14 protein-coding genes are annotated in these 20,113 nt (G+C 47.3%); 6 read left to right on the forward strand and 8 right to left on the reverse strand.

Features of this window, described 5'->3' with window-relative positions:
- The first annotated feature begins 78 nt into the window (after positions 1 to 78).
- From ACQEXT_RS01150 to ACQEXT_RS01160, 3 genes are all read left to right on the forward strand, one after another.
- Positions 79 to 6,465 (forward strand): RHS repeat-associated core domain-containing protein, encoded by a 6,387-nt coding sequence (locus tag ACQEXT_RS01150; protein WP_426950257.1) that lies wholly within the window; start codon positions 79 to 81, stop codon positions 6,463 to 6,465.
- 2 nt (positions 6,466 to 6,467) lie between these two features.
- Positions 6,468 to 6,725 carry a hypothetical protein gene (locus ACQEXT_RS01155; protein ID WP_426950259.1) on the forward strand — a complete coding sequence of 86 codons (258 nt, stop codon included), beginning with the start codon at positions 6,468 to 6,470 and terminating at the stop codon, positions 6,723 to 6,725.
- A 183-nt stretch (positions 6,726 to 6,908) separates the two neighbouring features.
- Entirely contained in the window at positions 6,909 to 7,688 is a 780-nt protein-coding gene (locus tag ACQEXT_RS01160; protein WP_426950261.1) for an RHS repeat-associated core domain-containing protein, read from the forward strand.
- A gap of 853 nt (positions 7,689 to 8,541) precedes the next feature.
- On the opposite strand, the gene ACQEXT_RS01165 is transcribed toward ACQEXT_RS01160, so the two are convergent.
- From ACQEXT_RS01165 to ACQEXT_RS01200, 8 genes are all read right to left on the reverse strand, one after another.
- On the reverse strand, positions 8,542 to 9,594 hold the full coding sequence (locus tag ACQEXT_RS01165; protein ID WP_426950263.1) for an IS91 family transposase: 1,053 nt from the start codon (positions 9,592 to 9,594) through the stop codon (positions 8,542 to 8,544).
- The gene (locus ACQEXT_RS01170; RefSeq protein WP_426950264.1) at positions 9,591 to 10,481 is read right to left on the reverse strand and encodes a tyrosine-type recombinase/integrase; all 891 of its coding nucleotides are present in this window, start codon (positions 10,479 to 10,481) and stop codon (positions 9,591 to 9,593) included. The genes ACQEXT_RS01165 and ACQEXT_RS01170 overlap by 4 nt, the downstream gene beginning before the upstream one ends.
- Before the next feature lie 411 nt (positions 10,482 to 10,892).
- Positions 10,893 to 11,387, reverse strand: a complete 495-nt coding sequence (locus tag ACQEXT_RS01175; RefSeq protein WP_426950266.1) for a peptidylprolyl isomerase — start codon at positions 11,385 to 11,387, stop codon at positions 10,893 to 10,895.
- 182 nt (positions 11,388 to 11,569) lie between these two features.
- Complete coding sequence (locus tag ACQEXT_RS01180; RefSeq protein WP_426950267.1) at positions 11,570 to 12,388, reverse strand: M14 family metallopeptidase; 819 nt, start codon at positions 12,386 to 12,388, stop codon at positions 11,570 to 11,572.
- 210 nt (positions 12,389 to 12,598) lie between these two features.
- Positions 12,599 to 13,867: a sensor histidine kinase gene (locus ACQEXT_RS01185; RefSeq protein WP_426950268.1), complete on the reverse strand. Its 1,269-nt coding sequence runs from the start codon at positions 13,865 to 13,867 to the stop codon at positions 12,599 to 12,601.
- Positions 13,864 to 14,541 (reverse strand): response regulator transcription factor, encoded by a 678-nt coding sequence (locus tag ACQEXT_RS01190; RefSeq protein ID WP_426950270.1) that lies wholly within the window; start codon positions 14,539 to 14,541, stop codon positions 13,864 to 13,866. Before ACQEXT_RS01190 ends, ACQEXT_RS01185 begins: the two co-directional genes overlap by 4 nt.
- A 208-nt stretch (positions 14,542 to 14,749) precedes the next feature.
- Complete coding sequence (locus ACQEXT_RS01195; RefSeq protein WP_426950271.1) at positions 14,750 to 15,124, reverse strand: diacylglycerol kinase; 375 nt, start codon at positions 15,122 to 15,124, stop codon at positions 14,750 to 14,752.
- A 24-nt stretch (positions 15,125 to 15,148) separates the two neighbouring features.
- Complete coding sequence (locus ACQEXT_RS01200) at positions 15,149 to 16,741, reverse strand: phosphoethanolamine transferase (protein ID WP_426950272.1); 1,593 nt, start codon at positions 16,739 to 16,741, stop codon at positions 15,149 to 15,151.
- A 323-nt stretch (positions 16,742 to 17,064) separates the two neighbouring features.
- On the opposite strand from ACQEXT_RS01200, the gene ACQEXT_RS01205 reads away from it, so the two are divergent.
- The 3 genes from ACQEXT_RS01205 to dgcA all read left to right on the forward strand — a co-directional run bounded on the left by ACQEXT_RS01205 (position 17,065) and on the right by dgcA (position 20,017).
- Positions 17,065 to 17,931, forward strand: coding sequence for a LysR family transcriptional regulator (locus ACQEXT_RS01205; protein ID WP_426950273.1), 867 nt, complete (start codon positions 17,065 to 17,067; stop codon positions 17,929 to 17,931).
- 95 nt (positions 17,932 to 18,026) lie between these two features.
- The gene (gene dgcN / locus ACQEXT_RS01210; RefSeq protein ID WP_426950274.1) at positions 18,027 to 19,034 is read left to right on the forward strand and encodes an N-acetyltransferase DgcN; all 1,008 of its coding nucleotides are present in this window, start codon (positions 18,027 to 18,029) and stop codon (positions 19,032 to 19,034) included.
- Positions 19,035 to 19,048: 14 nt separating this feature from the next.
- Positions 19,049 to 20,017, forward strand: a complete 969-nt coding sequence (gene dgcA / locus ACQEXT_RS01215) for an N-acetyl-D-Glu racemase DgcA (protein WP_426950275.1) — start codon at positions 19,049 to 19,051, stop codon at positions 20,015 to 20,017.
- Positions 20,018 to 20,113: the final 96 nt, after the last annotated feature.

The raw sequence follows: 20,113 nt of genomic DNA on the forward strand, positions 1-20,113 counted from the left end.
CTTTGATGGTTTTTTGAGCGCCTGAACTATTACATTTGTTACTTTTAGGCGAACTTTTTAGTTGGCAAAGGTAATCAAATGAAAATAACAAAAATCATTCCCTTGATATCACTTCTAGGGTTAGCACTGGTGGCGACATCACCCGTTGGTTGGGCTGAGGAAGGGCCAGATTCCGACACTGGTTCCTCTGAACCAGGTGGTGGTCCTAGCGATGAGCAAGATGAAGACTCGAATCATGGCTTTGATAATGAATGTGGATCGGGCACGGCGAATGGCTCATGTAATGATGGCGGTGACTCAGGCCCCAGCCCCGAGGAAGAAGACGCCGATGAGATTAAGTCTTCTATCAGTGAAACCTTTTCAAGGATTTGGGATTCCATCACCAGTTGGGGAAGCAGCGCAGACCAAGAGGCGAGCGAGACCAACGCCCAAACTCAATCTGCGTTGAGTGCGAATACAACCACGCAAACTCAGTCCAGTCAGATAGCCCAGGATGGCACCACGACGGGTTGCCCCGTCGAGCTTTACTCGGGATGTAAAGTGACCCGAGAAAATGATTTTGAACATCCGCTTCTATCGTTAACGCGTCAACATCGTTTGACTCAAGGTTCGGCGTGGGCGCTGGGCGCTGGCTGGCACAGTGCGTTAGATACCCGCATTCTTTGGGGTGTTGATATTGATATTGCGCCGCAAATCGCGGCCAATCAACAAGTGGTCAGTGGGTATCAGACCATCATCAATGAGATTGAGGCTGAAATTGTGTCGCTTAACACGATTTACGCCGACAGGATTGGGATTAACGAGCCTGGGGTACAAGAGCTTATTGCTGAAAAAAGTGCCGAGCTGCAAGCGGCCAAGCAACCTTATGTAGTGAAATTCAATGCCGCGCAGCAAAAACTTGATGAGTTGGTGGCGGCGAAAGCGATATCTGATGGTTTTCGAGCGCGGAACGTCTATAGCGCCGACGCCGCGTTTCCTCAAGAGTATGAAATTGGCGTGTACAACGTCAAATGGGTCACGCCGCAAGGTGCGAGGGAGTTGTTTAAGCTCAACCCTGTGACTTCCGCTATTACTGCTCAATCAGGGAATCGTGCCCGCTTTGAGCGCGGCGTTAACGACTCGGTGACGATTATCATCCCAGCAGGTGAGCGTTATCAGTACAACCGTCATGGGTTATTGATTCGTATCGAAGCGAATGATGGTCGTTGGGTCGAGATTGCGCGAGACAGCCAACAACGAGCCACGTCCTTAACCGATGAACTGGGTCGTACCTTGACCTTTGGCTATTCTGGGAAACGCTTAACCTCGATGCGTGACCAGGCAGGACGCGTGGCACAGTATCGCTATCTAGGCGGCCAACTCTCTGAAGTGATAGGTTTTGACGGTGAAGTGCATCGTTACCAATATCAGTATGCGGCGAACCCGCTCGCGTTAACACAAAAAGCCGATGGCGAAGGCAATGCGGCAAACTATCAGTATCGCCAACAAGACGGCAAAACCGTGGTGGACGTTCAAACCGACGCGGACGGCAATGACTTCCGCTATGAGTATGACTTTGCCAATCAAACCACCACCGTGATAAATCGCAATGGCTCGCGCACGCGCTATCAGTATGACGACAACAACCGCATTACTTCTCGCGTTTATGAGTCAGAGGGCAACGAAGTCAGCATGCAGTATGACCCACAGGGTAGCCTGTTGGTCGAATACGATGAACTCGGTGAGGCGACCACCTATGGTTATGATGAGCGCAATCAGCTTGTGTCCATTACTGACCCTGAAGGCCGTGCAACTGAGCTAGTGCGTGACGAGTTGGGCCGCATCCTCTCGACCACCAATGGCGCAGGCGAAAGCACGCAAATCGATTATGGCCCAGAAGGCCGCGTAGAAACGGTGACCCTGCCTGATGGTTCGGTGATTGATGAGCGCTGGCAAGACAACCTACTGGTCGAGCGCATTGATGAGGCGGGCAACACCACGCGGTTTGAGTATGACGCTCTGGGATACCCCACTCGAATCGAAACTTTTGGCGCGACGACTCAGTCAGGCGATGCATTTGTTCGCACTATGCAATACGATGCGATTGGACGAGTGCAATGGGTCTCTGAAGGCAGTGAGTCGACTCCTGAAGCGCAGTGGCGCACCACGCGTTATGACTATCAGACCGAGGATGGTCGCAGTTTAGATGTCCCGACACGCATCATTGACCCATTAGGTCGTGAGTCGGTCATGCGCTACAGCACCAATGGGCAAGTCACCTATCACAAAGATTTTTCAGGTGTGGAAACCCACTACACCTACACTGCCAGAGACAAAGTCGCCACTAAACGTGTGGTGATGCTGAGCGCTCAAGGCAGTATAGAGTATACCTATGACTATCGTTATGACGCGGAAAACAATCTCGTTCAGGCCACTCAGCCCAATGGCTCGGTCTGGCGCTATCAATACGATACCCGTAATCGTCTGATACGCTCGTACATTGAAGGGACACAGGTCAGTAAAACATTTAGCTACGACGCAGCAGGTCACCGTTTAACGGAAACCGACAGCACAGGCAACACCACAGCGCTGAGTTATTACGCTGATGGACAAGTGGAAGCGGTCACCAATCCGCTGGGTGGTTTCACTCAGTACCGTTATGACGGTGCGGGGCGTCTGGCGTCGGTGTATGACAATGAGCGCGGCGCGTATACCACTCACTACCTGCGCAACGAACTGGGTCATATCATCCAGTCCACCGATGGTAACCAAAACAGCACCCAGTTTGGGGTGAACCCATTGGGGTATATCACGTCCACCTCTCTCCCGAACAGCAGTGTTGAGCGTCTCAACAGAGTGCTTGATTGGCGAGGTAACCCAGTAGAGCAACGTGATGCGGTCGGCGGTGAGCACCAGTTCGAGTACAATGCGTTCGGTCAGGTAACTCGCGTGACCGACTCTGAGGGCGGTGAAGCGCGTTATGAGTATGACGCGCTGGGAAGACAAACCTTGCACATTAATGCTGCTGGGCTGAAAACAACCTGGCAGTATGACCAGCAACCGACCCAACTTGTGGTCACTCAGACCGAAACCGATACGAACCAGTCTCAGGTCTACCTGAGTAATCGTCGTATTAGCCAGAAAACCTACGACTTATTGGGTCGATTGATTGACTATCAAGATGCACTGGGTCAAACGTGGACGTTTGACTATAACTCACAAGGCTTACTGCGCCTCACCACCAACCCAGATGGCAGTACTATTGCTCGCGAGTACAATCTTGCGGGCCAGATGATTGCCGAAGTCATGACCACCTATGACGGTGAGCAGCGCGGCAGTTACTACACCTATGATGGCGAAGGCCGTGTTCTCACCGAGCAATTACCTCACTACCCACTCGGCACGGTCAATCGCTATCAATACAACGCGCTCGGACAAGTGAGTGAAGTTACTTTACCTGATGGCAGCAGTTACAGTTATCACTATGACGCCGCAGGCAGACAAACCGCCACCTACAACCCGTTAGGGCATGGCGAGCATTGGCAATACGATGGCAACGACAATGTCCTTAGCTATACCGACCGAGAAGGGTTTACGTGGGCGTACCGCTACAGTGCAGACAACCAAGTGAGTGAAGTGGCTGACCCCGTCAATGGCTATCACGCGCCGACGGTGCATCAATACGATGACATGGGACGATTGGTTTCTAGCCGTAACCCGCTCGGGCAACAAACCCGCCAAGTACGAGATACGCTAGGACGCATTACTCAGCGCATCGATGAAGCAGGCAATGCGACACGCTTCCAGTTGGATACAGCAGGTCGCGCCGTGATGGTGACCAACCGTCTAGGCGATGCGACCACGCAGCAATTTGATGCGTTTAATCAGCTCACCGCCCTCACAGACCCAATGGGTAACACCACGGAGTTCCAATACGATGCGCTAGGCCGATTAATCAACCAACGCGATGCGCTTAATCACCAAGAGCAGTGGGCATACAACTATCGCAATCAAGTGGCGCAGTACACCAACCAACGCCACCAAAGCACGGCGCACCAGTACAATGGCTTTGGCAACCTGACCGCGATTGAACAAGCGAATGGCGCGACCACCCGCTATCAGTACAATGCGGCGGATAAACTCACCCAAGTGACGTCGCCCTTGGGGGCCACTCAGTCGTTTGATTACGATGAGCTGGCAAGGCTCACGGGCTTTACCAATGAGTTAGGCGAGCAGTGGCGCTATGACTACAACCTGGCGGGTCAAGTGACCACCGCTTACCAACCCGAGCATGGCACCGATATCAGCTATCGTTATGACCCACGTGGTAACGTGACGGAGCGTGAGTTCCGCCAGCAAGGTCAATGGGTGAGTGAGCAGCTCAGTTACGACGGATTAGGGCGCTTAGCCAGCATCCACAGCCCAAGCCTCACTGAGCAGTACCACTACAATGGCGCGAGCCAGTTAACCCGAGTGGATAACGAGCTTATAGGCCAAAGCTTTACCTACGCCTATAACGCCATCGGTGAACGCATTGCCAGCCAGATGACAGACAGTGAAACGGTGACGTACCAGCGAAACGATGAGGGGCACATCACCCACATTGAGCGAGAGACCGACCAAGGCACACAGGTCTTTACGCTAAACTACGATGCCAATGGCCGCCTGACCGACATCGAGTACCCGAACCACAGCCGCCGTACCCTGGACTATGATGCGCTCAATCGCATCACTCACATCACTATTGAGCAGGAGGAGTACAAAGGCAATCGCTGGCGTGGCAACTGGGAAGCGATTGAGGTACTGGAATACCGCTACGATGAAGCAGGCAACGTCACCGCGCAAAATCGTAAAACCGAGCAATATGATAGCGACCAATGGGCGTACTTTGAGTATGACCAAGTCAATCGTTTGATTGCGGCGGACTACCCATCGAATGAAGATATCGATTATGTGTGGGACAACGCGGGCAACCTAGTTGAGAAGCAAACCAAAACCCACACCTTTACCTATCGTTATAATGACGCCAATCAGCTGTTGGAGATGAAAGGCCATCGCTTACCTGGTTTTAGCTGTGATTACGCGCAATGTGAAGACGATGAGTACAGCGACAGCCAGTGGTTTAGCTACCAGTACGATGCCAATGGTTACTTAACTGACGTCAGCAATAACACGGAGCAACAAACCTACCAGCACGATGCGCTTGGACGCATGACCAATGTAACGAACCCTGATGGCACCGCTGTGTCGTATGGCTATGATGCCCGCTCAAGGCGCGTGATGACCGAGCACACCATGAGCTTTGATTCTGAGCCAGATATCATTTCTAACAGCCACAAGGGCAATAACGGGAAGGGCAAAGGTAAAGGCAGAGGACAAAGCAGCACCAGCAGTGTCACACAATTAGGCGTCATTACTCTCTACAGTCATTATGATGGTCGCCAAGAGCAAGGCCAGTGGCAACAAGCAGGCCATGGCTTTGAGGTGTTCCGCTCGTTGACGCTACTCCCGCAAGCGAACTTACCGTATGCGCAAGTGCTGCATCAAAGTCTTTCTGACAGCAAGTCACAGCTTGTGAAAGCCAGCGGGACAAAAGGGGCCGATGCGTCTAACCTGTTTATACACCATGACCGTTTAGGCAGTGCGATACAGGTATTGGATGAGACTGGCACTCAAGCGATGCGCTTAGGTTACAGCCCGTTTGGTCAGGTTTATCGTAAACACAATGACAAAACGCAGTGGAAGATAAACGCTGGGGTGAACGCCAACAAGCAGCTTGGGCAGTTGATGCCTTACCAGTACACGGGTGGTTACACAGACGGAAACACGGGGTTAGTGCACTTAGACGCGCGTTGGTACAATCCACATACCAGTCGTTTTGTACAACCTGATTACTGGAACCTCAAGAACACTTATCTGCCAGCAGAAATTCAGCATGAATTGATGCGGTTTACGGGGTTAAATGCGAGTCAACTGCTGCGCGACCCAAGCCAACAACTGGCGTATGGGTATGTGAGTGGTAATCCACTCAGTTGGGTTGACCCGTTTGGGTTGGCTAACATCATTTCAGACTGGTGGAATGGTGATTTAGATAATGTTCACTTTAGTGGGAGCGCCTTAAACCCAGAGCTAGATCAAAATACTATGAGTGGTGTTAGCAGTGGGCTTACGACTTCAACTATCGTTTTTGCTTCAATCGGGTTGGAGCCTGTAGCTGTCGCTTCAGCATTTGGAGCAAGCGCTACAGGATTAATAGCAGCATCCATGGATGCTGAGCCATCAAAAGCAATTATAACGGAATCTGTATCAATATTAACAGGAGCTAAGTTTGCGAGTAAATTCGAAACTATTGCTAAAGGGGTTACTAATGCATCAGAAGGTTCCACTGTCTCAAATCTAATCAAAGGTGCTTCAGAGTATCTATCAGAGAAGTTGTCAAACATGATATCAACACCTAGTAAAAACGCTCCGGAAGAGGGTTGTTAACAATGAAAATTATTCGAGTATTTTTAGAAAAAAAATTCCTGCTTGGGTTTAGGCTTATAATGCTCTTGATTGCCATGTTTTTTCTAATGGGAGCATATGAGATTTACTCTTCGGGCGAGTCTTTTGGAAGAGGCGGAAATCATGCTGTGTTAGGCAAATCATCAACTGATAATTTTGCTTACTACGCAAAACTAGTCAAGGAGCTAGTAATTGCAGCTCTCTTTATTTGGTTGGGTACTTTTGGCTCTCGGAGTAAGTAAGAGGTAAGAATGAAAAGCAATAAGGTTCAGCTCTTGCCTTTTGCTTATTTTCGGGTGGTCTGGCTTTTTAGCTAGACCATTTTTATCCCTGGGTGATTCTAACCTATACGTGCACCATGACCGTTTGTTCTGGATGATACTGGCACCCAAAGGAAGCGCTTAGGTTACAACCCATTTGGTCAGGTGTACCGCAAACACAATGACAAAACGCAGTGGAAGATAAACGCTGGAGTCAACGCCAACAAACAGCTTGGTCAGTTGATGCCGTACCAATACACGGGTGGTTACACAGACGGTAATACGGGGCTCGTTCACCTTGATGCAAGATGGTACAACCCACACACCAGCCGTTTTGTGCAGCCAGACTACTGGAGCCTCAAGAACACCTATTTGCCGACAGAAATTCAGCATGAGTTAATACGGTTTACGGGACTGAATGCGAGCCAACTACTGCGTGACCCAAGTCAACAATTGGCGTATGGGTATGTGAGTGGTAATCCTTTGGTATGGGTAGATCCGTTTGGGTTAGCTGAGTCCTATGTTTTTGATCTAAGCAGTAACGGGGATTGGATTCCCGTTACAGACATGCAGCGTGACGAGCTAAATCGCTCCCACCCTCAAACCGCAGAAGGAGTTCTGGCTAGCAGTGCTGGTGAGAGTTCCATATTGGATCATAATACATTTGATAAAACGGAACAGAAAAAAGCATTGGTGGTGGCTTCAATTGTGGTCAATCCTATTTCGACACCAGTTAGTATTACATTAGGGTTTGCTGCTGCATCTATGGAATATCAGAATAGTGATAACCCTGACGAGTACGTGGGTACAGCGGTAAGCATTGTATCGGAGTTGGTTAAACAAGTTCATCCAGCGCTCAGACCGCTTGCAGAAGCAGTAGATAATTTTAATACAGTCAATGATGCAGTCAATGTGATTGGAGCGGAACAGAAATGTAGTGAATAGAGGATCTTATGTTCGAATCTTATCGTCACCCTTGGTTTATTTTGTACTCGTTCGTCATTGCGGGCAGTATCTATTCTGTGCTTTGGCTTGGAGGTATAGCATTTCTTATTGGCTACGTTTCTATCTCAATGGTTGAACTCAAGCGGTGGCCACACTCTATCGAATGGTGTACTGTGCCTGGTTTTAATCTACTGAACAGGTTTGCTCTTGGAGGATACTATCTGATTATTACGTTAACTTATTTTATAATTGGTTCAACTAATTGGGTATTACATTTCTTGGTAATCGCAATAGTTTTATTTCTTCTAGAACGAAAGTTGATAAATCACTTGAAGCTAAGAAATTGAAAGAGTGATGTAGTTTACTGATTTATGTAAAATGGCCTAACAACTAACTGTTAGGCCATTTCTATATCTGAGTGCATCTAACCTAAATGTGAACCAAGACTGCTTAGGCTAAAGTGCGTTTGTACAGGCGTCTTCAATCGGGCTGGTTTAGAAGAAGTGGTTTTCTTAAGTCGATACGCATCGTCTGTTGGGTGCAGTGCTTCCTTTGCCCTATCTGAACTAATCTGAAAAACTGCATGTTCCTGAAATCGTAACAAATAAGAATAGCTGTCGCGCAGCCGACAGCTTTATTCAGAGTTGAACAAGCCCGAGCCTCTTCTTTATATGTAAATTGTGTCTGATGAGTTTAGCGTTTAGATAAGATGTAACTTTTCTTAAAGCGAACGGTGTCATGATGTGAGGCTTGATAGCTTCACACCTTAAGTTGAACAGTCTGTTAAGCTCTATTCATAGGCGACTCTTCTGTCATGACTGTCTCCATTATCCTTGTTCTTTCTACCTTTCGGCTAACTCGGTCGGCTGACTCCAACACAAGCCATTTCATGATGGCAACAAGGGCAACTACGTACCACTCTCGACTGTGCTGTCCTAGATACAGGGCGGTAAAGTTCGCTCGCAGATAAAAACAGTAACTGAATTTGTAGGCAGAGTTGATGGGCGTTTCCGCGAAGAAAACCATAGTCTCTGACTCGCTGAAGACCTTTTGGTAAAACATGTTGAAGTATCAACCATAGGAACTGTGTTATCGGAAGTGTTCGGGATCTTCGTTGTTTCGTTTTGCCATCTACATATTCGAAGGTGACTTCATTCTCTGTGACAGATTTGATGTCTTTGTCTGGCAAGACTCCACGGTAGAGATAGCGCGACAGATATTGCAGAGCAGGTAACCCATACCCAACACACCGACAGTCTACGACCCATTTTGAGGGAACATCTCGGGGTAAAACCGCAGGTATTGTCTGATTGATTGCTTCTAGCATTCTGGCTCGCCAGACCTTGGCGAGGGCAAACTCATTAAACAGGTAATTCTTTTTTCCTTTAAACCACTGATGCCGCTTTGCATCATATTGCCCTCCCGCAACGATAACGTGCAAGTGAGGATGTAGCTCTCGCTTTCGGCTGTGTGTATGAAGGACGATAGTAAATCCCAGCTCACCTTGGGTTTGCCTGTGAGCAAAGTCTTTTAACGTAGATGAAGCCACGCGGAACATGGTTTGATAAAGTGCTCGGGGAGCAGAGCGAGCTAAGCTTCTCAGTTCATAAGGTAATGTGAAGGTTACCATGTAGTAATGAACTGGAAGCAGCTTACTTTTCTGCCTTTCGAGCCAGTCTGATGTTGTACGATGCTGACATTGCGGGCAGTGACGATTTCCACACGAGAGAGGGAGACGGTCATCATGGTGGCAGTGGGAGCAATACCACTGCGAGAGTCCTTGTTTCTCTGTTTTACACCGTAACATGGCGGAGATGGCTCGCTTGATATCGCTGTTAAAGTGATGACCATAGTCTTGTTCAAGCTCGTGACGATGTTGGCGCAACAGGTCGATAAAAGTGCTCATACGGTCAACTCCCAGTCGAGGTGCAGGCGGTTAGCCAGTTGATTGAGAGCTTGATTAGCATCATGTAACTTGAGTTGTGTGAGTTGAGTATAACGAGCCGTTGTATTTAAACTCGCATGGCCAAGGAGGATTTGCAGTGAACGCAGGTCAAGCCCCTGCTCTAGGAGATGGGTTGCAAAGCAATGTCGAAGTGAGTGAGGGGTAATTCGCTTATGAATACCACATTCTTGTACAACCTGTTTAAGTGCTTTTTGTGCTCCTTGATCATTAAACGCGACATCACAACACTTACCTTTGCTTGGGAATAACAGTTTGGGATGTCGGTGTGTACACCAGTATCGGCGTAAGGCGTGAAGCGTTCTGTGGGGGAGTGGTACTAGTCGGTCTTTGCCGCCTTTTCCATAACGAACATGGACTTGCATATTGTGACTGTCGATATCGGAGATGGTGAGATTGAGAGCCTCATTAATCCGCAGCCCCATCGTGTATAACGCTAAGAATAACACTCGGTAACGGGGTTCTCGGGTGGTGTTAATAATCTGAGCGACTTGCTCAGGAGAAATGATATTCGGGAGACGTTTTACTTTCGGAGGTTTGATGATTCCGATCCATTCCCACTGCTTGTTGAGCGTATGTTTGTAGAAAAATTGAAGCCCACAGCGGTCAAGCTTAATCGTGCTCCAGGAGACCTGACCAATCAGCTGGCTGAAATATCGTCGCAGGTCTTCAATGGTCAAGGTATCAGGGCACCGATCAAAGTACTCGGTGATACGTCGCACAGCAAGAGAGTATGCAGAGATGGTTTTGGCTCGCTTACCTTGAAGCTTGAGTTGGGTAAGATGTTGTTGATATAAGGCGTCAAAGCGCTCTTTTTCAGACGGGGTCATAGTGTTCTCTCCAGTAACACACCACCAACATGATGGTGTTACTAAAGAGTATGATTGTTGGTGCTTATTCGTTTCTGCCGCGGAGCGGCTTCGTTCAACTCATAATTGTCCAAAAGTTTGTTGGAGGAAACCATATGATGCGTGGTTTGCTAATACCTTGCCAACTCACCAAGAATTCGTGATAGCCCAACAATCGGTTGAATTGCTGTAATTTAAATTAAAAACAGATAGTTAAAAGCGAGCTTGATGCTCGCTTTTTTGTGCTTACTATGCCGGCTAGACAATCGCTAAGTAGCGCATGACGGTACTTTAAAAGCACTAAAGCGATGGTATAGGCCTTAATTTTCGTGCTTATACATCACTTGATGATTTGTAGAGCCTAGATTATCGACAGTGTTACCCAACGCCTTGTTATTCTTCTATGGTTACCCGTTCAATCATAACCGTCTCTGCTGGCACATCATCATGCCCCATCCGTGATAGCGTATGTAGCTCGGCAATCTTATAAACGACATCCATACCTATTGTCACTTTGCCAAACACAGCATAACCCCAGCCGTTGTTGGTTTTTGCGGTGTGATCTAGGAAATCATTGTCATCAAGATTGATAAAGAACTGTGCGGTTGCAGAGTGTGGAGCATCCGTTCGTGCCATTGCAATGGTGCCGTTAAGGTTATTTAGACCGCGATTCGCCTCATTGGTAATAGGAGCGCGTGTTTCCTTTTCGTCCATTAATTCCGTTAGGCCACCGCCTTGGATCATAAAGCCTTTAATCACACGGTGGAAGATAGTGCCGTTGTAGAAACCATCTTCACAGTATTTTTTAAAGTTACGTGAGGACACAGGAGCTTTGTCTTTGTTAAGTTCGATTTGGATGTCACCAAAGTTGGTGTGAAGCGTAATCATTGTATATGGCAATCTCATTGGAGTGATGGCGGCAATTATAGGTAGTGGTAGCGAGATATAACAAGTTTTTGTTGCTTTATCCGATGAAGTTGACCGTTCCCTGATTTAGGAAACGAAGCCGGTTCGAGGGTAAAAAAAGCGAGCTCAATAGGCTCGCTGTTATATCTAAAGGGCAATGATGCCTAGTCGCGTTTAACGATGTTAACAAACTCCGTCATTATTGCGGCATTGGCCAAAATGCGCTGGTCGATATTCTGTTGACCAGGCGTTTCACTACAGCAGCCGAAGCGGCTTCCTTGCTGCACTAGAAACGATTCAAACGAGGTGTCAAAATGGTTGAAAATAATGCCATTTTGAACCGGACAATCATCAATCTCCCCGTCTGCTGCGACAGGAAAGAACTGTCCGAGAGTATCTCTCAAGTTTTCACTGAAACTCCCCGGAGTTTGCTGTGGTTCGAATGAATAGATGTAGGTGTCTGTCAATAACACATCTTCATGGCAGGTCAGTATTCCATCTCGACTCGCGGACAACAGGGTTGGTGTATGATCCATGAGTATCTTTGCTTCGATGGATGTTCCTTTCCCTGACGTCGGAGTACCATCTTCAAGGTAAAATCCATGGTTAGGGTTTTCGCCACGCTGATTAAATCGTTGACCAATGGCAAAGCCAGTAGGGTTGACCAGTGGCAGTAAGCTCAGATTCACTTGGGCGAAAAGAGTTTGATCTAAACTCGATAGAAAATGCAGTAATCCCCATGGTCCGGCAGCCTCTTCGCCATGAAACCCAGCGCTAATCATCAAGTTAGGATTAGAGGCAATGTGTTGTGATGATTGTAAGAGGCATACAGGGTATTCACCTGAGGTTCCTAATATGCTCTTGGAGAGACCAAGGCGCTCTATCTGTTGTTCCAACAAATGGTAAAAACGATCAATATCGTTAGTTTGACACTCAAAAATCTCACTATGCCATTGATAGGCTAAGGCAGTAGATTGGGTCATTGTTACGTCCTTGTTAAAAATTCGTTTTGAACGTTGTCAGCATACCAGCAAAACTAAGGAAGTGAAGTAGATTCAAAAGGATAGCGTAGGGTAGAGTGGTGGGAACTCGCTCCCCCATCTTTGGGTAGTCTGGGAGAGCTTATCTCTAAGGCAATGGTTATCTTCTGCATTCGCATAACGATATATCTATTATTGCGGCTTAACGCTTAGTTAAGAGCAAGGGTTAAACGAAATTCGTGCCTCACAACCTGTCGTCATCCTATTCTCGATGGTGAATGTCCAACCATATCGATGGCAGAGTTCTTCGACGATAAGTAGCCCCAATCCATGTCCATCATGGTTTGAAGTCTTGTGTAGCCCCGTACCTTCGTCCGTCACCTTGATGGAGTGCTCTGAGACCTCAAGCGTCACTGTCCCTTGGTCAGAGGCGGCAATGGCATTTCGGATCAAGTTTCCAATCACCATGTTGAGCACAGCGGGGGCGGCTTTGAGTTGTGGTGCTTGGTGGAATATTAATGCTGTCTCAATGTTTTTATCTTTGGCTTGAGCGGTATTGGTTTCGATAATGGCGTCAAACTCAGCTCTATCTACCTGCCTAACAGGCGCGTCTGCATCACTACGTTCATAGCGAACAAGACCAAGTAGAGCATCGACCATAGTACTCATTTGGGTCGTCGCTTCGTTGATACGCTGGATTTGACGCTGTTGAAAGTCATCAGATGAATTACGTTCTAACAGTTTACTCGCGCCTTTTACAATGGTTAGCGGGGTTCTTAATTCATGGCTGGCATAACGGGCGAAAGCTTGTTCGCGTTTAAGTAAGCTATGGATTTCAAGGCGATCTTTATTGAGTTGATTGGCCAGTATCTGAAACTCTGATGCTGCACCTGATGGTATTTCGAATCGATGTGCTGAGTTGCCGCTTTGTTCAGTTAATCGCTCAGTCAGGTGAATAAGTGGGGCGATTAAACGCTGTGACATGCGTGAAAGCAGGGCACCGAATATGACCAATAGCCCGGCGATACTAGTGATGACAATAAGGCTGGCAAAGATGGTTTCAGATAGCCCAAACTCAATTTGATTGATGTCAGAGACCAAAATGACGGGATGCTTGGAGCCGTCCTTCATGTAATAGCCAAAGTAGAGCATGCGTGATTCTTCACCACTACCGACTTCCCCAACGAACTCCTCTTTGTCTTCAAAATGTCTGCGGTAACTTTCTGGCACAAGGTTAATGTCGTCATAGGCTCGCGTAAGGATGTCTATCGTTATCTCGCCTTGTTCACCATGAAGAAAACGATGAATCGCTTCATTCTTATCTATTTCAATACGCCGCTCTCCCACTTTATCTTCAGACCAATTCAGAGCCGCATAGAAGATAATATAGCTTGCTAGACCCATGATTAAGGCGACAGAGGTAAAGAAAAATACCAGCTGGCTGGTAAGTGTGCGAGTACTGGTCCTGTTGATTGGTCTCATAATGCTTTTTCCAAACGAAAGCCAACTTTGGGAACGGTGACGAGCATAGAAGAAGCAAAAGGTTTGTCTAACTGGTTACGAAGATTGTAAATATGGCTACGTAAGATATCGGTGTCAGGCTCGTTATCTTGCCAAAGCATTGAGATAATTTCCTCACGAGTGACAACGTCAGGAGCTCGCTGGCACAGCAGTTCCAGTATTGCGTATGTCGTAGGGTTGAGAGTCAACTTTGTGCCATCTCGGTAAGCTTGATGAGTTTTTTGATCGATACGTAGATTGGCGAATTCAAGCCAAGTATCTGCAACGGTTCTGCGATAGCGCTTGATCAGAGCATGCAAGCGGGCTTCAAGTATTTCAAGATCAAACGGCTTGGTTACGTACTCGTCGGCACCGTATTTGAATCCACTTAGCATATCTTCGCGGCTGTCTAACGCAGTGAGCATGAGTACTGGCGTGACGTTGCCGGCTTCTCTGAGTTTTTCACACACACTCAAACCACTCATGCGAGGGAGCATAAGGTCGAGTATGATCACATCGAAGGTGTTTTCCAGCGCGAGCTTCAATCCGAGTTCGCCATTATTAGCGTAATCTATGATCGTCCCCTCACTTTCGAAATAGTCAAATAAAATACCGACAATTTCTCTATTGTCTTCGACCAGCAATATTTTTTTCACATTGATACTCAATAAGTTAACGTAAGCTTAGTTTCAATTTAATCACCCAGTTAGGGTCGGATAAAGCGATCTATCTTATTACTTGAACAATAACATCTAAAGGCATTGTGCAGGAAATAGTAACGCCAGATAGAATCATCTGGCGTTATTAATGTCGCATTAGTGCTGCGGTTTATCATCCTCTAAATCTAAGTTTCAGCCAATAGAGTCACCTTAACCACAGCACGGTTCCCCAAACGGTTAAACTGGCTATTATGCTCAGTAGAACAAGAGCAGAACCTATATTCTTAGCGACACCTGATAACAGGTGGTAGTCGAGACTAATCCGGTCAACGATGGCTTCTATTGCGGTATTGACCATTTCTGCAAACAGGACAAAAACCATGCTCAGTATTACCAGTAAGGTGTGCGTAGCGGGGAGGTCAAGCCAGAATGCAAACACAGTAAGGGGAATAAATAGCGCGAGTTCCTGTTGAAATGCCGCTTCATTTTTACATAACCACTTGAAGCCATTATAGCTATGAACAAGGGTATAGATAATGCGTAGGATACCTGTGCGTCGGATGACTAATTGTTGTTCCATATCTTAATCACTCTTAGGCTAACATTATGAAATTGTTTGACATGTTTGGGTAATGTCGAGTTCTGCATCATGGACTTGGGAACGAACACCATATAAGCCCAGTAAGCTATGAAAAAAGTTGTCATGTGACAGGATGCTATCTTTAGCTTTACGCTCCAAACACGTTTTGTTTATCCCTTTTTGCTGGGCATATTGATCTGGCATCCACATAAACCATGGAACATGAGTTTGCTCTTTGGGCGCAATAGCATAGGGCGTGCCATGCAGATATAGCCCGTTCTCGCCTAGTGATTCCCCATGATCTGAAATGTAGGTCATCATGACGTTGTATTGGTCAGAGACGCTTTGTAACTCGTCGATAACCTGAGCGAGCACGTAATCTGTATAGACTAGGGTATTGTCATAGACATTCAAAATTTGCTGGTCGTTACAATTCTCGATATCGCTGCGGTTACAGGCGGGTTGGAATGGTGCTTGCGCATCTGGGTATCGCTGCCAGTATGTTGGGCCGTGGCTACCAATCGTATGTAAAACCAGCATTTTGTTGCGCAGTCCGTTATCGATAAAGTCCTGAGCATCCTTGAGCATGGCAACGTCAAAGCAGGTTGAACCGTTGCAGTCTTCGTTCTTTAACGAAGCATTGATAGCGGTATAGGCTAGGTTCTTAGCAACACCTTTGTCGCCACCATCATTATCGATCCACAGTACGTCTACTCCTGCATGTTGCAGAACATTGAGGATATTATCTTGCGCGGACGCACGAGGTTTGTTGTATGAGTCTCGGGTCATGTTAGAGAACATACAAGGCACAGAGAGTGCGGTATATGTTCCGCATGACGACACATCCTGAAAGGCGATCAGTCCTTTTTCTTTCGTGTAAGGGTTGGTATCTCTACGGTAACCATTGTAAGCAAAGTTCATCGCTCGGGCAGTCTCACCGAGCACAATCACCATGAGCGTTGGTTTTCCATTGGCTGTTGCCTCTACTTGTGCATCTGTACCTAATGGTTGATACGCCAGCTTTGTTTCAAAGTACGTTCTATTGATGTACTTGGCGCCATTAAAAATATGAGCGGGAATGATCATCTTACTTAGGTAGTGGTTGTTTCTTCCTACCGATGCATAATCTTTATAGCAGGTCTCTGCAATGAGTCCGATACCGACAACGGCAATTAGCAAAATGCCAACTCTGGCAACAAACGCACTCTTCCAATTACGGTGGGGCGTAATACGAACCATCGCCAAAAAGAGACATGGAAAGACTCCAAAGCCCAACAAATAAAGCACGGTGGTCATATTGAAGTAGAAAGAGATCTCAGTTGAGTTTGTTTCAAACACACTCTCCATCATGGTGTAGTCAAACAGCGTCTGGAAGTTGACTTCGGCATAAAGAGCACCAGCCGAGGTGAGTATAACGAACATCATGAATGGTTTGAAAAAATAGGGCCAAGCGAACAATGAAAAAATGATGATAAATGAACAGGTAAGCAATACCGGCGCGGTATAGGCAAACAAAGGGTTAGAGACATTGGCGCTAAGATTGAAAATCGTTTTTAGAACGGGGTAGTTCATTACTGTGCCAAAGTATAGTGCGCACAAGACAATAAGCGTCGTCATGTTCATCTCTATACGGCGAAAAGGTAATGATCTTGAACTTATCATAAACAATGTACCTGATTGCGAGTTTTGGAATTCTTGGTAGTTATTGGTGATGAGTGTCTCAAGCGTAATGTGAAAAAAATGTCGATTGAAAAATTGACGTTAGGAACGCGGGCGAATAGATAGACGTCAGTGTGGGAGAAAACGGATTCTGGTGCGTGATAGCGCGTATCATGGCATAGTGATGGCGCAAAATGTTTAACTCAGTTTCTCCGTAGTTTGACTCGCCCATGTTTACGAAGGGGGAACTGGCCAAAGAGTAATAATTAGCAGAGCAGAAAGTGAATCTAAGACAGCTTGAAATCTTCTACGTCGTAATGAAGTGCGGCACCATATCGGCGGCTGCCAAGCAACTTCATGTCTCACAACCTAACGTGACACGGGTTCTGGCGCACACAGAACAGCAGCTGGGCTTCGCCTTGTTTGAACGAGTCAAGGGACGCTTAGTGCCGACCCCTGAAGCACAACTGTTGCTCCCAGAAGCAGATAAAATTTACCAGCAACTAGGACAGTTCAGGAACCTAACTAAACGGATTAAGGCCGGAGACAAGCACCTGTCTATTGGTGCGACTCCGATTCTTTCTGCAGCGATGTTGGCGTCAATTATTGCTGATATCTGCAAGTGCAGTGATTACAGCATCGAGATGTCGACGGGAAACCAAGATGAACTTTGTGATGCATTGCTCAAGCATCAACTCGATTTGGCGGTTTGCTTTGGCAACGATACGCCTGCCTCGTTAGTACAACAGACTCTGCTGACCACGGAAATGGTCGTGATAATGCCTTTACAACAACCCAAGCAGGAGAGCGTAAGCCTCGAGTATCTGCTGGGTGAACGCATGCCTCTAATTGCGCTCGATAGTCGTGACCCGTTAGGCTTGCAGCTCAGTCAATCAGTTCACGCTCTGGTCCCTGAGTATCACCCTCAAGTCACGGTTCGAAATTACAGTGCAGCGGCTGAATTAGTCGCACAAGGTTTAGGCTGTGCTGTCGTTGATCCGTGGACCGCACGCCAGTATCAGCACCGTGTTCACTGCGTGTCCCTCAATCCTACCATCGAGATATCCGTATCCTTGTTGTATGCAGAACATTCGCCAATGAGCATCGCCGCGAAGTGGTTTGTTGAGCAGTTAAAACTGAGCCTATAACTCAAGGTTATAGGGAGCCGACAAATCAGTATTCGAAAAGGGATTTCTGAGCGTTTACTTTAGTTGCCAATACTTCAGCAACCAAAGGACTTGCCATGTCTATCGCTCAACCGTACTTACTGTTTCTCGGTGATGTTTCCGATCCTATTTCTGCTAAAACTGCACGAGGAATCGCTCTTTGGCGACCTGAGTTATGCATTGGGCAATTGAGGTTAACACCACAAACCGTCTCTTTATCACTGGACGATCTAACCTTAGACCAAGCAAAACAACTTGGTGCGAAATCTCTCGTTATAGGTACAGCCAACGCTGGTGGCGTTATTCCATCAGCTTGGTTAGAAACCTTGATTGAAGCTGCTGAAATGGGTTTTGACATTGCCTCTGGGATGCACTCAAGGCTCAAAGATATACCTCAACTGGCACAACTCGAACGTGAGGGCAAAACAAAGCTTCACGATGTACGCCATTATGATGCACCTCTGAGCGTCGGTAATGCCATCAATCGCGAAGGAAAACGCCTGCTCACGGTTGGAACTGATTGCTCGGTCGGCAAAATGTTTACTGCGTTGGCGTTAGAAAAAGCGCTGATGGATCAAGGTGTTGGCGCACGCTTTAAAGCCACAGGCCAAACTGGCATCTTAGTTGCCGGAGCGGGCATCGCTATTGATGCTGTGGTGGCAGACTTTATTTCTGGTGCGGTAGAAGCGATCAGTCCGGCGTTTGATGACCATGAGTGGGACATTATTGAAGGGCAAGGTTCACTCTTTAATCCTTCGTTTGCTGGAGTTAGCCTTGGGTTGCTGCATGGTGCTCAAGCCGATGCGTTGGTGTTGTGCCATGAGGTCAATCGTCCTCACATTCGCCATTTACCGCACTGCCAAATGCCCTCGATTGCCGCAACGATAGAAGCCAATCTGGCGGCCGCACGCTTAACCAATCCAAACGCAAGAATGGCAGGTATTAGCCTTAACACATCTGCTCTGGATGAAGATGACGCGAGGGCACTTTGTGCCAACTGGCAAGAGCAGTTTAATTTACCCGTGACCGATCCGATGCGTTTTGGTATTGAGTCTATTGCCCACTACATTGTTAAAAGCTTTTAGCGTTGGGTGAATTCATGAAGATACATGCTGAACCGTACACTGTCGAGCTCGCGACGCCATTCGTTATTTCTAGAGGGACAAGAACGCATTGCCACATGGTGAGGGTAACCATCAGTTACCAAGGCCTTGAAGGAGTAGGTGAGTGTACGCCTTATCCAAGATACGAGGAGAGTGTGGAGTCTGTTATTGAGCAAATTGAGCGATGGAAAGAGAGCTTAGCTGGGTTAGCGCCACAGAGGGCTAAGGTGTTATTACAAACTAGGCCCGCGGGGGCAGCAAGAAATGCCATCGATTGTGCGTTATGGGATGTTATTAGCCAACTGGAAGGAGAGCGTTTCCCGACGCCATATTTCCCCGTTAATGACGTGATCGAGACAGCGATGACGGTCTCAATTGGGGATGTGGGAACGATGGCTAAGCAAGCGAAAGAATACATCGTTCAGGGAGCAACATTGTTGAAAGTGAAGCTAGACAGTGACCGTGTCGTCGAACGTGTCGCGGCGATTAGAGAGGTCGCACCTGAGTGTCGTTTGATACTGGATGCGAATGAAGCATGGCACTCTCTTGATCTTGAGTTACTGTTTGAACAGCTGGTTCCTTATAACATCGCCATGATTGAGCAACCCCTTCCAGCAGACGATGACTATCGATTAGCACAGATTGCTCATCCTATCCCTTTGTGTGCCGATGAAAGTTGCCACACTCGTGTGGACTTAGACAATCGGGTTGATCGTTATGAAATGATCAATATTAAGTTAGATAAAACGGGTGGCCTAACCGAAGCCTTATTACTTGAACAGCAGGCTAGAAAACTCGGTTTTAGTATCATGACAGGTTGTATGTTGGGGACATCATTAGCCATGAAAGCCGCGCTTCCCATTGCGACGCGGGCTGAAATCGTCGATTTGGATGGCCCCGTTTTACTTGGCAAAGACATAGACAATGGTCTGGAATATCATTCAGGTAGCCTTCACCTTGTCTGACTGTGGTTGATGGCGAATGGGTTCGGCACTTTCTGTTGATAAAGTGCCGAACGTCGTTTGTTACCAGAGATGACGGATTAGCTCACCATTTGCAAC

Origin of the sequence: Vibrio sp. TRT 29B02 (genome assembly GCF_050113655.1) — a bacterium.
Lineage (GTDB): Bacteria > Pseudomonadota > Gammaproteobacteria > Enterobacterales > Vibrionaceae > Vibrio.

Bases quoted from the DNA above. Each gene is read 5' to 3' on its own strand.
- ACQEXT_RS01150 (WP_426950257.1), top strand. From the start codon at position 79: ATGAAAATAACAAAAATCATTCCCTTGATATCACTTCTAGGGTTAGCA.
- ACQEXT_RS01155 (WP_426950259.1), top strand. From the start codon at position 6,468: ATGAAAATTATTCGAGTATTTTTAGAAAAAAAATTCCTGCTTGGGTTT.
- ACQEXT_RS01165 (WP_426950263.1), bottom strand. From the start codon at position 9,594: ATGAGCACTTTTATCGACCTGTTGCGCCAACATCGTCACGAGCTTGAA.
- ACQEXT_RS01170 (WP_426950264.1), bottom strand. From the start codon at position 10,481: ATGACCCCGTCTGAAAAAGAGCGCTTTGACGCCTTATATCAACAACAT.
- ACQEXT_RS01175 (WP_426950266.1), bottom strand. From the start codon at position 11,387: ATGATTACGCTTCACACCAACTTTGGTGACATCCAAATCGAACTTAAC.
- ACQEXT_RS01180 (WP_426950267.1), bottom strand. From the start codon at position 12,388: ATGACCCAATCTACTGCCTTAGCCTATCAATGGCATAGTGAGATTTTT.
- ACQEXT_RS01185 (WP_426950268.1), bottom strand. From the start codon at position 13,867: ATGAGACCAATCAACAGGACCAGTACTCGCACACTTACCAGCCAGCTG.
- ACQEXT_RS01195 (WP_426950271.1), bottom strand. From the start codon at position 15,124: ATGGAACAACAATTAGTCATCCGACGCACAGGTATCCTACGCATTATC.
- ACQEXT_RS01200 (WP_426950272.1), bottom strand. From the start codon at position 16,741: ATGACGACGCTTATTGTCTTGTGCGCACTATACTTTGGCACAGTAATG.
- dgcN (WP_426950274.1), top strand. From the start codon at position 18,027: ATGTCTATCGCTCAACCGTACTTACTGTTTCTCGGTGATGTTTCCGAT.
- dgcA (WP_426950275.1), top strand. From the start codon at position 19,049: ATGAAGATACATGCTGAACCGTACACTGTCGAGCTCGCGACGCCATTC.